At 69.8% G+C, this 13,920-nt stretch carries 14 protein-coding genes and 1 pseudogene; 7 read left to right on the top strand and 8 right to left on the bottom strand.

From position 1 onward, the window contains the following. Nucleotides 1–1,411: pseudogene (locus tag JWR86_RS08970) on the top strand (hypothetical protein); the annotation flags it as partial. 15 nt (nucleotides 1,412–1,426) lie between these two features. Here the strand turns inward: JWR86_RS08970 and JWR86_RS08975 are convergent. Beyond that, nucleotides 1,427–1,810 carry a response regulator gene (locus JWR86_RS08975; protein ID WP_299563872.1) on the bottom strand — a complete coding sequence of 128 codons (384 nt, stop codon included), beginning with the start codon at nucleotides 1,808–1,810 and terminating at the stop codon, nucleotides 1,427–1,429. Nucleotides 1,811–1,959: 149 nt separating this feature from the next. Here JWR86_RS08975 and JWR86_RS08980 point away from each other — a divergent pair, with 149 nt between their 5' ends. From JWR86_RS08980 to JWR86_RS09000, 5 genes are all read left to right on the top strand, one after another. Further along, nucleotides 1,960–2,430 carry a TerB family tellurite resistance protein gene (locus JWR86_RS08980; protein ID WP_299563875.1) on the top strand — a complete coding sequence of 157 codons (471 nt, stop codon included), beginning with the start codon at nucleotides 1,960–1,962 and terminating at the stop codon, nucleotides 2,428–2,430. After that, complete coding sequence (locus tag JWR86_RS08985; RefSeq protein WP_299563878.1) at nucleotides 2,423–3,199, top strand: glutamine amidotransferase; 777 nt, start codon at nucleotides 2,423–2,425, stop codon at nucleotides 3,197–3,199. Before JWR86_RS08980 ends, JWR86_RS08985 begins: the two co-directional genes overlap by 8 nt. 93 nt (nucleotides 3,200–3,292) lie before the next feature. Further along, nucleotides 3,293–4,453 (top strand): ABC transporter substrate-binding protein, encoded by a 1,161-nt coding sequence (locus tag JWR86_RS08990; RefSeq protein WP_299563881.1) that lies wholly within the window; start codon nucleotides 3,293–3,295, stop codon nucleotides 4,451–4,453. A 98-nt stretch (nucleotides 4,454–4,551) separates the two neighbouring features. Then, nucleotides 4,552–5,202: a peptide-methionine (S)-S-oxide reductase MsrA gene (msrA, locus tag JWR86_RS08995; RefSeq protein WP_299563884.1), complete on the top strand. Its 651-nt coding sequence runs from the start codon at nucleotides 4,552–4,554 to the stop codon at nucleotides 5,200–5,202. Continuing rightward, a complete protein-coding gene (locus JWR86_RS09000) occupies nucleotides 5,202–5,783 on the top strand; it encodes a TIGR00645 family protein (RefSeq protein WP_299563887.1) in 582 nt (193 codons plus the stop codon). Before msrA ends, JWR86_RS09000 begins: the two co-directional genes overlap by 1 nt. Here the strand turns inward: JWR86_RS09000 and mepA are convergent. Continuing rightward, on the bottom strand, nucleotides 5,780–6,691 hold the full coding sequence (mepA, locus tag JWR86_RS09005) for a penicillin-insensitive murein endopeptidase (protein WP_299563890.1): 912 nt from the start codon (nucleotides 6,689–6,691) through the stop codon (nucleotides 5,780–5,782). The genes JWR86_RS09000 and mepA overlap by 4 nt on opposite strands. 133 nt (nucleotides 6,692–6,824) lie before the next feature. Between mepA and JWR86_RS09010 the strand changes: the two genes are divergently transcribed. Beyond that, nucleotides 6,825–7,256 carry a PRC-barrel domain-containing protein gene (locus JWR86_RS09010; RefSeq protein WP_299563893.1) on the top strand — a complete coding sequence of 144 codons (432 nt, stop codon included), beginning with the start codon at nucleotides 6,825–6,827 and terminating at the stop codon, nucleotides 7,254–7,256. 12 nt (nucleotides 7,257–7,268) lie between these two features. On the opposite strand, the gene JWR86_RS09015 is transcribed toward JWR86_RS09010, so the two are convergent. The 6 genes from JWR86_RS09015 to JWR86_RS09040 all read right to left on the bottom strand — a co-directional run. Then, a complete protein-coding gene (locus JWR86_RS09015) occupies nucleotides 7,269–8,243 on the bottom strand; it encodes a type II secretion system F family protein (protein WP_299563896.1) in 975 nt (324 codons plus the stop codon). A gap of 15 nt (nucleotides 8,244–8,258) precedes the next feature. Further along, nucleotides 8,259–9,239: a type II secretion system F family protein gene (locus tag JWR86_RS09020; RefSeq protein WP_299563899.1), complete on the bottom strand. Its 981-nt coding sequence runs from the start codon at nucleotides 9,237–9,239 to the stop codon at nucleotides 8,259–8,261. A 31-nt stretch (nucleotides 9,240–9,270) separates the two neighbouring features. After that, complete coding sequence (locus JWR86_RS09025) at nucleotides 9,271–10,746, bottom strand: CpaF family protein (RefSeq protein WP_299563902.1); 1,476 nt, start codon at nucleotides 10,744–10,746, stop codon at nucleotides 9,271–9,273. A gap of 19 nt (nucleotides 10,747–10,765) precedes the next feature. Further along, nucleotides 10,766–12,016: an AAA family ATPase gene (locus JWR86_RS09030; RefSeq protein WP_299563905.1), complete on the bottom strand. Its 1,251-nt coding sequence runs from the start codon at nucleotides 12,014–12,016 to the stop codon at nucleotides 10,766–10,768. Between the two features lie 31 nt (nucleotides 12,017–12,047). After that, on the bottom strand, nucleotides 12,048–12,770 hold the full coding sequence (locus JWR86_RS09035; protein ID WP_299563908.1) for a CpaD family pilus assembly protein: 723 nt from the start codon (nucleotides 12,768–12,770) through the stop codon (nucleotides 12,048–12,050). A 57-nt stretch (nucleotides 12,771–12,827) separates the two neighbouring features. Beyond that, nucleotides 12,828–13,920 (bottom strand): secretin (locus tag JWR86_RS09040; RefSeq protein ID WP_299563911.1); only part of this gene is annotated, 1,093 nt, incomplete at its 5' end.

The following is a 13,920-nucleotide window of genomic DNA, read 5'->3' on the forward strand; positions in this document are numbered from 1 at the left end:
GCCGGCCGGCAAGGCGGCGCAGGCGGCGCCCGAGCCGGCCCCGTCGCCGCCCGCCAACGAGGATCGTCCTCCCAAGGGGAACCAGGCCGCCTCGCCGGCTCCGCGCCCGCCCGCCCGGACTGCTGCCGGACCGGAGCGTCCCCCTCGCGAGGTTCAGCGCGAGGCGCCCAAGGCGGACCCGGCCAAGCCCGAGCCGTCCCCGGCGCAACCGGCCAGACCCGCCAGGACCCTGCCGGCCGATCCGGCCGCGGCCTTCGCGTCGCTGGCGGCCGAAGGCGTGATCCCGGACGCCCGGACCCTGCCGGAGCTGTACCACAACGCCCGCGTGCTGGAGGCCAAGGGCGACCGCCCCGGGGCGCTGGCCGCCTATGCAGCGGCGGCCGCGCTGCCCGGCGACGCGGTCGACCTCCATCTGCGGCACGCCTCGCTGCTGCGCGCCGTCCGGGGACCGGCGGCGGCCCGGCAGGCCTATGCGGCGCTCGCCAAATCGAACCCGTCGCCCGCCGTAGCTCTGGTGTCGGCGATCGGCCTCGACGGCGAGGAGCGCGGGGCCAGGCTCGAGGCCGTGGCGGCGGCGCAGCCCGGCGCCGGACCGGCGGATTTCGTGCTCGCCGAATCGCTGCTGGACCGGCGCGCCGGTGGACCGACGCTGACCGAGCGGCGGCTCGCCTTTGACGCGCTCGACCGTTTCCTGGAGGCGGCCGCAGCCGGCGTCCTGGCCCGCTCCTTTGTCGACCGCACCTTCCTCGAGAGCTGGCTCGACGCGGCCCGTCGCCGGCGCGGCGAGATCGAGAGCGCCTTCGCGTCCAGCCCGACGCGACCGAGCGCCGCCTTCTCCCGCACGGGGTCCGGATGGCTGGCCCGGTTCACACTCCCCGAAGCCGCGACGGCCGTCTCGGTGCGGGTGGGAGAGCGCGGCGAGGTGCAGCAGATCGGCCCGGCCCGCGGCGAGGAGGCCCGACCCGGCCAGCCGGCGGCGGAGCCCGCCATCGAGCTTCCGGCGAACTCACCCCGCACCACGCTGTATCTCAGCTATCGCGACCGGGCCGACCGGGAAGCCGGGCCGTTTCCGCTCACCTTTGATCCGGCCGCGGCCGAAGTGGCCGGCGGCCGCACCGCGCTGGAGCGCTATCCGGAGAGCTGGGTCACGTTCCGGCCGGACATCCCGGATCTGCTGTCCTTTGCGGGGCTGGTCAGCCACCGCTGCGCCATCGCGCGCGCCCGGATCGGCTTCGGGGACGAGCCGCCGAACCAGCCGCTGCCGCTCCCGCCCTGTGACTCGACAGGGCCTGCGACCATGCCGGCCGGGGCGGCGCTCCTGTCGCTGCCCGAGGGCACCGCGATGGTTCGTGTCCAGCTCACCTACGCGGACGGCTCCGAAAGCCCGGTCCGCTCCTTCCAGCGCCCCTGAGGGCGCATGACGCAATCAGCGGAGGGCGGCGGTGAGCGCCCGTTCGAGCTCGGATTGGGAGAACGGCTTCTGCAGCACCGGGCGGTCGCGCCAGGGCCCGTCGATCCCGGCCGCGCCGTAGCCGGTCGAGAACAGGAAGCGGATGCCGCGCTTCGCGATCACGTCGACCACCGGGTAGATCGGCTCTCCGGCCAGGTTCACGTCCAGAATGGCGAGGTCGTAGGTTTCCCGCTCGGCGAGATCCACCGCCTGCGACAGACGTCCCGCCGGTCCGACCACCTCCGAGCCGAAATCCAGCAGCATGTCTTCGAGCAGCATGGAAATCGCGACCTCGTCCTCGACGACGAGGATTTTCAGCCCGGCGAGAGGCGCCGGCGCGTCGTTCTCAGGAATGACCATCGCTCCGTGCCAGTCTCCATCGTGACCATTCCGCCATGCCCGTCAAATCGCATTGTTGCAATCGCGAGCGCGCCCCCCCGGGCGGCGTCGCGGCATTTCGCATACGCAAAATTAACCAACCCGTCAGGACACTGGCAGCGTACGTTCAGATGACCTTTGTCAAACGGCTTTCCGGCCTCCTCCGCCAGGCGCATGGCGGCCAGGCAGGGCCCGACCCGGACGCGCTCAGCCGGATCCCGGATGATCGCCTCGCGGCCGCGGCTCTCCTGGTTCACGTGGCCCGGGTGGACGGCCGGATTGTCGGGCCTGAGCGGCTGGCACTGGTCCTGCTCCTGGCCGACAGGTTCGGACTTCCGGACGAGGCCGCGAGCGCGATGGTGGCCCAGGCCGACGCCCTCGATCGCGAGGTCGACGGCGTGTCGGGGCTGATGGAGAGAGTGGGGCTGGGTGGCGATGAGGCCGACAGAACACGACTTCTCGGGATGGCCTACGGCATTGCGGCCGCGGATGGCCTGGTGGGCGAGTTCGAGGAGGATCTCGTCTGGAGAATGGGACGTTTCCTCGGCTTCGACGACGAGGCGATCGGCGCGACCCGGGCCGAGGTTCTCGGACGTGGCTGAGACGGCGGCGGACGGCGACCGCAAGCTGCCGATCCTGATGGTTCTGCATCAGGAGCAATCGACCCCGGGCCGCATCGGACGGCTGCTCTCCGAACGCGGCCACCGCCTCGACTTGCGCCGGCCGCGCTTCGGCGACCCTCTGCCCGCCACCCTCGCCGACCATGCCGGCGCCGTGGTCTTCGGTGGGCCGATGAGCGCCAATGACGATGACGATTTCGTGAAGCGCGAGATCGAGTGGCTGAAGGTACCGCTCCGGGAGGAGAAGCCGCTGCTCGGCCTCTGCCTCGGTGCCCAGATGATGGCTCGGCATCTCGGCGCCCGAGTCTATGCCCATCCGGATGGCCGGGCCGAGATCGGCTACTACCCGGTCGTCCCGACCGCGCAGGGGCTCGCGCTCTCGACCGAGATCGGCGCCTCGTGGCCGGGCCATGTCTACCACTGGCACCGGGAAGGGTTCGACTGCCCGCCCTGCTCGCGCACGCTGGCGACCGGCGACGACTTTCCGACCCAGGCGATCAAGGTCGGGCGCGCCGCCTACGGCTTTCAGTTCCACCCGGAGGTCACCCACGCCATGCTGTGCCGGTGGACCGTGCTGGGCCATGCCCGCCTGTCCCTGCCGGGCGCGCAGGACCGCACGCGCCAGATCGAGGGGCGGCTGATGCACGATCCGGCCGTGCGCATCTGGCTCGAGGCCTTTCTCGACCACTGGCTGGCCGGACACCGGGCGGGCGCTGGCGCAGGGCCGACCCCAAGCCTCGCCGCCGCCTGACGCCGCCTTCGCGAACGGCCGCCCGGGCCGCTGCCGCTCGACAAGGACCGCCCACGGGCTACAACCTCCTGAGAACATAACCGGGAGGATCTGATGCGGACGCTGCTCACGGCCTGCGCGCTCGGCGCGCTCACCCTCTCCACCTCGGCCTGGTCGCAGCCGGTGAAGATCGGCGTGACGGTGTCCACCACGGGTCCCGCCGCCTCCCTGGGCATTCCAGAGGCGAACACCGCCAAGCTGTTCGGCAAGGAGCTCGGCGGCGTCCCGGTCGAGATCGTGGTTCTGGACGACGGCTCGGACACGACGCGCGGGGTCGCCAATACCCGCAAGCTCCTGACCGACGAGCGGGCCGACGTCATCGTGGGCTCCTCCACCACGCCCGTGTCGCTCGCCATGATCGAGGTGGCGAGCGAGACCAAGGCGCCGATGATCTCGCTCGCAGCCTCGGCCGCCATCGTGTCACCGATGGACGAGAAGCGCCGCTGGGTCTTCAAGACGCCGCAGAACGACCGGCTCATGGCTGACGCCATCGCCGAGCACATGGCGGCTGCCAAGGTGAAGACGGTCGGCTTCATCGGCTTCAACGACGCCTATGGCGACGGCTGGCTGAACGTGATCACGCCGGCGCTGCAGAGCCGCGGCATCCAGCTCACGGCCTCCGAGCGCTATTCCCGCACCGACACGAGCGTCACCGGCCCGGTGCTGAAGCTTCTGGCCGCCAAGCCCGACGTGGTGCTGGTGGCCGGGTCGGGCACGCCGGCGGCGCTGCCGCAGAAGACGCTGCGTGAGCGTGGCTACCAGGGCCGGGTGTACCAGACGCACGGCGCGGCGAACGGCGACTTCCTGCGCGTCGGCGGCAAGGACGTCGAGGGCACGATCCTGCCGGCCGGGCCGGTGCTGGTCGCCTCCCAGTTGCCGGATGCGAACCCGATCAAGCCGGTCGCGAGCGCCTATGTGAGCCGCTACGAGGCCGCGCACGGGCCGGGCTCCTCGAACACGTTTGGGGCGCATGGCAACGACGCCTTCGCGCTGCTGGCCGCCGCCCTGCCGGTCGCGGCCAAGGCCGCCAAGCCCGGCACGCCGGAGTTCCGGGCGGCCCTGCGGGACGCGCTGGAGGGGCTGAAGGACGTGGTCTATTCCAACGGCGTCGTGACCATGACCAAGGACGACCATGTGGGGCAGGACAAGCGCGCCCGCGTGATGGTGACCATCGAGAACGGCGCCTGGAAGCTTCTGCCCGAAGCCGGGCCGTAGCCGGCTCTGCCGGCAGGCCCGCGGGCTCGGGCCGGGCCGCGGGCTGACAGGACACGGGCCCGACCCCATATGGGGGCTTCGACATCCGGAGTTGCCGCATGTTCTCCCTGTTCCGCAAATCCTCCGAGCTGCCCCGCCCCGATCAGGCGCTGCCGGGCCGGCCGAACCCGATCCCGACCGCCGACACGCATTTCGTCAACGGCCGCCCGTTGAAGGGTCCCTATCCCGACGGGATGGAGGTCGCGGTGTTCGGCATGGGCTGTTTCTGGGGCGTCGAACGCATCTTCTGGAAGGTGCCAGGGGTCCATGTGACAGCGGCCGGCTATGCCGGCGGCACTACGCCGAATCCGACCTATGAGGAGGTCTGCTCCGGCATGACCGGCCAGAACGAGGTCGTGCTCGTCGTGTTCGACCCTAAGGTGGTGTCCTACGATCAGTTGCTGAAGCTGTTTTGGGAGGGCCACGATCCGACGCAGGGCATGCGCCAGGGCAATGATGCCGGCACGCAGTACCGGTCGGGCATCTACGTGCAGAACGAGGCGCAGCGCCGGGCGGCGGAGAGCTCCCGCGAGGCGTTCGGACGCGAGCTGACCAAGAGCGGCTACGGCCCGATCACGACGGAGATCGTGGAGGCCGGGCCGTTCTACTTCGCCGAGGCCTATCACCAGCAATACCTGGCCAAGAATCCGGGCGGCTATTGCGGCATCGGCGGCACCGGCGTGTCCTGCCCGGTGGGTCTCGCCGCCTGATGGGCGCACCGGCTGCCGAGGGCGCGGAGGGCCTGGCCGCCCGGCCCCCCCGCAAGGTCAACCTCCCCGAGAGGTGGACCGAGCGCGTCATCTTCGCGAGCCGCTGGCTCCTGGCCCCGTTCTATCTCGGCCTCGTGGCCGCGATGGTCGTGCTGCTGCTGAAATTCGCCCAGGAGCTGTTCCACTTCGTGGCCCACCCGTTTCGGGGCACGGAGGCGGACACCATCCTGGGCGTGCTCACGCTGATCGACCTCACCTTCACGGGGTCCCTGATCATCATCGTGATCTATTCTGGCTACGAGAATTTCGTCTCCCGCATCGATGTGGAGGACACCGCAGACTGGCCGGAATGGATGTCGAAGATCGACTTCACCGGCCTCAAGCTGAAGCTGATGTCCTCGATCGTGGCAATCTCGGCGATCCAGCTCCTCAAGATCTTCATGGACCTGCCGAACCGCTCGGATCGCGAGATCGCCTGGTATGTCGGTCTGCACCTCGTCTTCGTGATCTCAGGCCTGATGTTCGCCCTGACCGACCGGATCGGCGACGAGAACCACGCCAAGAGCCGGCCGCCGCCCTAGGGCGAGACCAGCACCTCCCGGCATTCCTTGGGCAGGGCTGACATGCGGAGCGGCGGGCCCGGCACGCCGGCCCGGGGAAACAGCCATTCGGGCGTGAGCCACTTTTCGAGATCGGCCCCGCAGCCGTCGCCGGGCGGCGCCGGGTCCTGATCGCGGCAGCCTTCCTGGCCCTCCGGGCAGGCGAGCCGGATGTGGAAATGGTAGTTGTGTCCCCAGATCGGCCGAACCTTGCTGAGCCAGGCGCGGTCCTGGCCGGCATCGCGGCAGAGGGCCCGCTTGATGGCCGGGTTGACGAAGATGCGGGCCACTTCGGGCTCCCGGGACACGGCCCGGATCAGCGCCATGTGAGCCGGCGTGTAGGCCGCCGGGTCGACGTCCTCCCGGTCCTCCCGGACGAGGTTCACGGCCGACATCTGCTCTCGCTCCTTGCGGGAGAGCCGCCGGTCCGGCATCGGCGTGAGCCAGATGTCGGCGTCGAGCCCGATCTGGTGCGAGGCGTGCCCGGTCAGCATGGGGCCGCCGCGCGGCTGCGAGATGTCCCCGACCAGGAGCCCCGGCCAGCCGTTGATCTGCGGCACCCGCGCCGACATCTTCTCGATGAAGCGGATCAGGTCGGGATGGCCCCAGTTCCGGTTGCGCGACAGGCGCATCACCTGCCAGGTCTTGCCGTCCACCGGCAGGGCCTGCGCGCCCGCGAGGCAGCCTCGCGAATAGAATCCAATGGCCCGGGCCTCGAGCGAGGCCGGCTTCGGCTTGCGGCCGAACAGCTCCTTGGCCGGGGTCGCGGGGTCGTCCGGGTTCTTGAGCCTGGGCAGGGCCTTGGGCTCCTCCTCCCCGGGCTCCTGGCCCGAGGCAGGGCCGGCGAGGACGAGGGCAAGCAGGAGCGGGAGGAGGCGATTCGCGCGCATGCCGCAGCATAAAGCGCGGGGCCGCGCCGAAAAATGGCCACCGTCCGCCCGGTCCCTCCGCCGTCCCGACGCGGAGGGCCCGGCCGGGAACCGCCTGTCGCCGGCCCACGTTTCCCGCCAACAGGAGGATGAGATGGCCACGCAGACCGACTTCGCCTCGCCGGCGGGCAGCACCACCCCGCGCCGGCCCCTGATCGCCAGCGACCGCGTCGAGGGGACGCCGGTCAGGCGCGCCAACGGCGACCGGCTCGGCACGATCGAGCGGCTGGTGATCGAGAAGCGGTCCGGACGGGTTGTCTACGCGGTGATGAGCTTCGGGGGCTTCTTGGGCATGGGCGAAGGCAGCCGCACCCTGCCCTGGAACGTGCTCCGCTACAGCACCGATCTCGACGCCTATGTGGTCGACCTCGCCGATGCCGAGATCCAGCAGGCCCCCGAACGGCTGGGGGAGCGCACCGACCCCTCCTTCGACCGGGAGTGGGAGGAGCATGTGCACCGCTACTTCAACGCTCCGCCCTATTGGAACGAGGCCGCCCCGCGGGCCACGGAGGAGGCCCGCCGCTGATCCCGGCCCGGCCTATCGGAGCGCGAAGACCTGGATCAGCGCCGGGGTCATGATCACCACGAAGAGGACCGGCAGAAAGAACAGGATCATTGGCACCGTCAGCTTCGGCGGCAGGCCGGCCGCTTTCTTCTCCGCGTCGGCCATGCGCTGGTCCCGGCTTTCCTGAGACAGGACCCGAAGGGCCGTGCCGAGGGGCGTGCCATAGCGCTCGGCCTGGATCAGGGCCGTGGTGATGGACTTCACCGACTCGAGCCCGGTGCGGGCGGCAAGGTTTTCATAGGCCTGGCGGCGCTCCTGGAGGAAGGACAGTTCCGCCGTGGTCAGCGCCAGCTCCTCGGCGAGCGCCACGGATTGGGTGCCGACCTCCTGCGATACCCGGCGGAAGGCCTGCTCGACCGACATGCCGGCCTCGACGCAGATGAGCAGCAGGTCCAGCGCATCCGGCCAGGCCCGCCGGATCGAGAGCTGCCGCTTGCTGGTAACGTTCCGGAGAAAGATCTCCGGCGTCTTGATGCCCAGGAAGGTCGCGCTCAGCACCAGCCCGGCCTTGATCATCAGCGGCTGGCCAAAATCGTTCACCATGAACAGGTAGCTGGCCGACAGCACCATGAACACCATGGGCACCACGAGCCTGAAGAACAAAAACGTAATCTCAGACTGCTGGCCACGAAATCCTGCCATCGTCAGGTTGTTCTTAGCCGTTTCGGTGCCGAGCCAATCCGACAGCTTAAATCTGTCGACGATCTGCTTCATATAGGCCTTGGGCTCCTGGCGCAGCACGACCTTCTTTTGCCCCTTGCTCATCCGCTCCCGCTCACGGGCCCGGATGCGGTCCCGCTCCACGGCGACCGCCTTCATGCGACGCCCCAGATTGTCCCCCTCCAGCACCGGCAGGGCGAGCGTGATGACGGTGGCGCCGGCCGCCAACGCGGCCAGCAGGGCGGCCAGGAAGTGCGGGTCGGCCAGTTTGAGCAGGAGCTGGGTCATGGGCCGGGGGCTCCGTCAGAAGTCGAAATTGATCATCTTGCGCATGATCGCGACACCTAGGGACATCCAGATGGCCGAGAGCACGAGCGCGATCTTTCCGGCCGTGGTGAGCCATAACAGCTCGATGTAGTTGGGGCTGGTGAGGTAGGTCAGGATGGCCACCACGAAGGGTAGCGCCGCGATGATGGCCGCCGAGGCCTTGGCCTCCTGGCTCATCGCCTGGACCTTGCCTTTCATCTTCTTGCGCTCGCGGAGCACGCGGGACAGGTTGCCGAGCGTCTCCGACAGGTTGCCGCCGGCCTTGGCCTGGATGCCGATCACGATGGCAAAGAAGTTCGATTCCGGCACCGGCACCCGTTCGTACAGCTTCAGCACCGCCTCGGAGACCGAGATGCCCAGCGTCTGCTGCTCGACGATGTAGCGGAATTCCGACTTCACCGGCTCGGCCGCCTCACTGGCGATGATGCGGAGGCAGTCGTTGAGCGGCAGGCCCGACCGGATGCCCCGCACGATCACGTCCATGGCGTTCGGCAGTTCCTCGAGATAGCGCTCGATGCGCTTCCTCTTCATGTAGCCGATCACCCAGCGGGGCAGCCCGAGCCCGCCGATGAACAGCCCCGCGGCGGCGGCGATCGCCTCACCGGTCAGCCCGAAGAGCACAGTGGCCAGCAGCAGCCCCGCCCCCGCGCTCACGGAGAAGAACCGGCCTTTGGTCCAGGACAGGCCGGCCTGAGCCAGCTTGGTTTCGAGCGTCGCCTTGTTGCGGGCCTGCTCGCGCTTTTCGAGGTCCTTGAGGCTCTGGGCGACCTGCTCGCGCCGGTTCAGCCCCTGCGTGCGGTCGGCGCCGCGCCGCTCGGTCCCGCCGTCCCCGACCAGGAGCTTCTGCCGCTTCTCGGCCCGGGCAGAGCCGGACAGGACCGGATAGAGGAAGACATAGGCCAGCCCGCCGGCGGCAGCCGCCGCAAGGACCGAGGCGGCCAGCATGCTGGTGTTCATCCGCCCTCCCCGGGCCGGACCCGGGCCGCGCTCATGCCGCGCGCTCCCGGTCCACGACCTCCATGGCGTCGAGCGCGGCCGCGAGACGGGCCTCCTCGCCGTAATAGCGGGCCCGCTCCCAGAACTTGGGGCGGCCGATCCCGGTCGAGCGGTGGCGGCCGATCAGCCGCCCGGACGGATCCTCGCCGGTGATGTCGTAGGTGACCACGTCCTGGGTCGTGATCACGTCCCCCTCCATGCCGATCACCTCCGTCACGTGGGTGATGCGGCGCGAGCCGTCGCGCAGGCGGGCCGCCTGGATGATCACGTCGACGGAGGTGGCGATCATCTCCTTGATCGTGCGCGACGGGAGCGAGAAGCCGCCCATCGTGATCAGGGATTCGACCCGCGACAGGCATTCGCGCGGCGAGTTCGCGTGCACCGTCCCCATCGACCCGTCATGGCCGGTGTTCATGGCTTGGAGGAGGTCGAAGGCCTCGGGTCCGCGCACCTCGCCGACGATGATCCGCTCCGGCCGCATGCGCAGGCAGTTGCGGACGAGGTCCCGCATGGTGACCTGGCCCTGCCCTTCGAGGTTCGGCGGCCGCGTCTCCAGCCGCACGACGTGGGGCTGCTGCAACTGCAGCTCGGCCGCATCCTCGCAGGTGATGACGCGCTCGTCGCGCTCGATGAAGTTGGTGAGGCAGTTGAGCAGGGTGGTCTTGCCCGAGCCGGTGCCGCCCGAGATGATCACGTTGCAGCGGACCTTGCCGATGATCTCCAGGATCCGGGCTCCTTCCGGCGAGATCGCGCCGAAGCGCACGAGCTGGTCGAGCGTGAGCTTGTCCTTCTTGAACTTGCGGATGGTGAGGGACGGGCCGTCGATGGCGAGCGGCGGCGCGATGACGTTGACCCGGGACCCGTCGGGCAACCGGGCATCGCAGATGGGCGAGGCCTCGTCGACGCGGCGTCCCACCTGGCTGACGATGCGCTGGCAGATGTTCATCAGCTGCTGGTTGTCCCGAAAGCGGACATTGGTCAGCTGGATCTTGCCACCCACCTCGATGTAGGTCTTGCCGGCCCCGTTCACCATGATGTCGGCGATGTCGTCACGCGCCAGCAGCGGCTCGAGCGGGCCGTAGCCGAGCACGTCGTTGCAGATGTCGTCGAGCAGCTCCTCCTGCTCGGCGATGGACATCACGACGTTCTTCAGCGCGATGATCTCGTTGACGATGTCGCGGATCTCGTCGCGGGCGGATTCGGCGTCGAGACGCGACAGCTGCGACAGATCGATCGCCTCAATCAGCGCGCCGAAGATCATGCTCTTGGTCTGATAGTATTCGTCGGACTTGCGCCGCTCGGGCGGCTGCGCAACGGCGAGTTCCGGGCCCGGATCGAGCCTGCGGCTGGCCAGATCCGGCTCCGCCAGCACGGGCACCGGCGCGGCCGGGGCCGCCTCGCCGGCCGGCGCCGGGCGCGACACGGGCGTTGGGGCCGGCTGCCCCGTGGCGGAACGCTTGCCGAACATCAGATGGCTCCGGCGGGGCTCAGGACGCCTTCCGGCGCGCGAGCTTGGAAAGGAAGGGTTCGAGCAGGCTGCCCGGGCTGCGGGAGCGCTTCTGCTCGGACCGTCCGGTGATCAGGGCCGCCAGGTGGGCGAAGATCTCGGCCTGTTTCGACGAGGGCTGAACCTCCGCGATCATCTGGCCGTTATTCGCCGCTGTGCCGAACAGTGCCGGATCATGCTGGATGGTCGCCGTCAGCTCGGCCCCGATCGCCTTGGCGAATTCGCCGGCCGCGATCTCGGGCCGCTTCGGCATGCCGACCTGGTTCAGCACCACGCGCGGCTTGGCGTCGTTCGGCCGGTTGGCCCGCAGATTGTCGAACAAGTTCTTGGTGTTGCGCAGCGAGGCGAGGTCGGGCGTGGCCACGATCACGACCTCGTCGGACGACACCACCAGTCGCCGCGACCAGGCGGTCCAGACATGGGGCACGTCCAACACGATGGTCGGAATGGACGAGCGCAGGATGTCGATCAGCCCGTCCAGCGCCGTCTCGGTCAGGTCCGTGGTCCGGTCGAGCATGGCCGGCGCGGCCAGGAGCGACAGGTGATCGGAGCATTTGGACAGCAGTCGGTCGATCAGGTTCGCGTCGATCCGGTCCGGCGCGAAGATCGCGTCCGAGATGCCCTGCGGCGGATCCTGGTTGAAATCGAGCCCGGCCGTCCCGAAGGCGATGTCGAGATCGGCGATGACGGTCTGAGCCTGCTGGTTCTGGGCGGCCGCCCAGCCGATGTTGTGGGCGACCGTGGACGCCCCGACGCCGCCCTTGGCGCCCAGGATGGAGACGGTGCGGCCGAGCGGGTCGGCCCCCGGGGTGGAGAAGAGCTCCGACACCGCACGCACGAAATCCAGCACCGAGACCGGCGCGATCAGGTACTCGCTGACGCCGCGGCGGACGATTTCGCGGTAGAGCAGCACGTCGTTCACATGCCCGACCACCATGACTTTGGTGCCGGCGTCGCAGACGGTCGCGAGTTGGTCGAGCGAGGCCAGGATGCCGGCCCGCTCGCTCTGGAATTCGAGCACCACGACATTCGGGGTCGGGGCGTGCCGGAAAGCCTCCACGGCCGCCGGGGCCCCGCCCATCTGGACCTTCACATGCGCCTTCTGCATGCGGCGGTCGCTCGCGGCGGCTTCGATCGCCTCGGCGATGGCGGGCGTTTCGCAGAAGGCCTGCAGCGTGACCCGCGGCAGGGGCGCGATGATCTGCGTCTGGGGATCCATCCCGTCGGACATGGCGGTGAGCTCCAACCTGGTGGCGCGCGGGCTACTGCGAGATGCCCTGGCTCACGGACGTGGCCTGCTGCTTGTAGTCGGTGGAGGGATCCTGCCCCTGGCGGACCTGTCCGAAATTATACATGCGCCGGCCGGTGTCGGGCGGCGTCTGGTGGCGGCCGCGCACCAGGTCCACCGGGTCGGCGACCTGGGAGGCGAGGTTCGACTGGGTGGCGCAGCCGAGATTCCAGTATTGCTCGTTGCGGCCGGCGAAACCCGCATCCGAGACGCCGAGATCGTGCGGCCACAGCCCGCATTTGGAGGCGACCTTGGCCTGGAGGCGCCGGAAGGTGAGCCGGATCGGCGACGCGACGGCCGGGTCGGCCGGCTGATAGCTTTCGACCGCGAGCCGGCCCCCGGCCGCCTCGCCGACGGCCTGCAGGGCCCGGCGCGTGTTGGGGTTGGTGCCGTGCCCGGCCGGGACCTGCGCGATCAGCGCGCCGGAACCGTAGCGGCGGTACTCGGCCAGGAAATCGGACACATCCTGGCGGCCCCGCGCGACCAGCCCGTTCGGCCCTTCCACAAACAGGTCGAGCACGCGCGCGCCGTCGGTCAGCATGATGGGGTGGCGGTCGCGGTAGTCGGACGGGTAGAGCGAGCCCGTGGTTTCGCCCCGGCTCTGGCAGCCGGCGAGCGCCGGCAGCGCGGCCGCCAGCAGGAGGGCGGCGAGCCGCGGGCGGGCGAGGCCTGGCAGAAACGCGGTTGGGAACAGCATGGGATCCTCCGTCGGCCCGCCTGCCTGCTGGCAGGGCGGCCGCGCCCGTTCGAGCACTCAGTCCGTGATGAAGCCGAAGCGGCCCGACAGCCCGCTCCCGGCGGCGCCGCCGGGCCCGGCGACGCCGTACAGCTTGTTCAGACGGCCGAGCAGGATGGTCTGGGGGTCGGTGGCGTCCTGGAACCCGTCGTCGGGCCGCGCCACCTGCGCGCTCTCCATCGGCTTCGCGATGTAGGGCGTCACCAGGACCATCAATTCGCTGTCGCGACGCTGGAAATCGCGGGACCGGAACAGCGCCCCCAGGATCGGCAGGTTGATCAGCCCGGGCACGCCCGTGATGGTTTGGTTGGATTGCGAGCTGATGAGCCCGGCCGTCGCCATGGTGGCACCCGACGGAAGCTCGATGGTGGTCGAGGTCTTGCGCGTCCGGAACCCGAAATTGCCGTTGACCTGCGTCTCGCGGTCGATCTCGTTGACCTCGGTGGCGACCCGGAGGCTGATCCGCCCCTCGGACAGCACCACGGGCGTGAACAGCAGCGACACGCCGTACGGCTTGTAGGTGACCGTGGGCGGGCAGAACTGCCCCGGCGGGCAGGCGCTGGTGACGATGGTCGGGACCTCGCCGCCGACCTGGAAATTGGCGGTCTCGCCCGAGATCGCGACCAGCGTCGGCTCGGCCAGCACCCGCGACACGCCAGCCCGTTCCAGGGCCGAGAGGGTGCCGCCGACGGTGGCGTTGTTGCCGATCCCGGCCTGGCCGCTGACCACGCCGCCGGAGCCGCCGAGACCGCCCACGACGCCGCTCATGAACTGCGACACGGACACCCCGGCCGAATAGGGGTTGGCGTTGCCATAGGCGGCCGCCGCGGTGTCGAGCAGGCTCCAATTGCCCGTGACGTTGATGCCGAGCTGCTTCACGGCGGAGCGCGCCATCTCGACCACGGTCACCTTGACCATGACCTGGTCGCGGCCATTGATGGTGATGGCGTTGATCACCGCCCCGGAGACCGCGCCGCCGCCGGCACCGCTCGCGACCGACCCGGCGCCGCCGGCGGAGGCGCCCGCTCCGCCCGCGCCGCCGCCCGATTGGCCGACAAAGGCCCGCGCGATGTCCATGGCCTGCTGCGCGTCACCTGCCGAGGAGACCTGG

The sequence above is a fragment of the Enterovirga sp. genome, assembly GCF_028290205.1.
Classification (GTDB): domain Bacteria; phylum Pseudomonadota; class Alphaproteobacteria; order Rhizobiales; family Beijerinckiaceae; genus Enterovirga.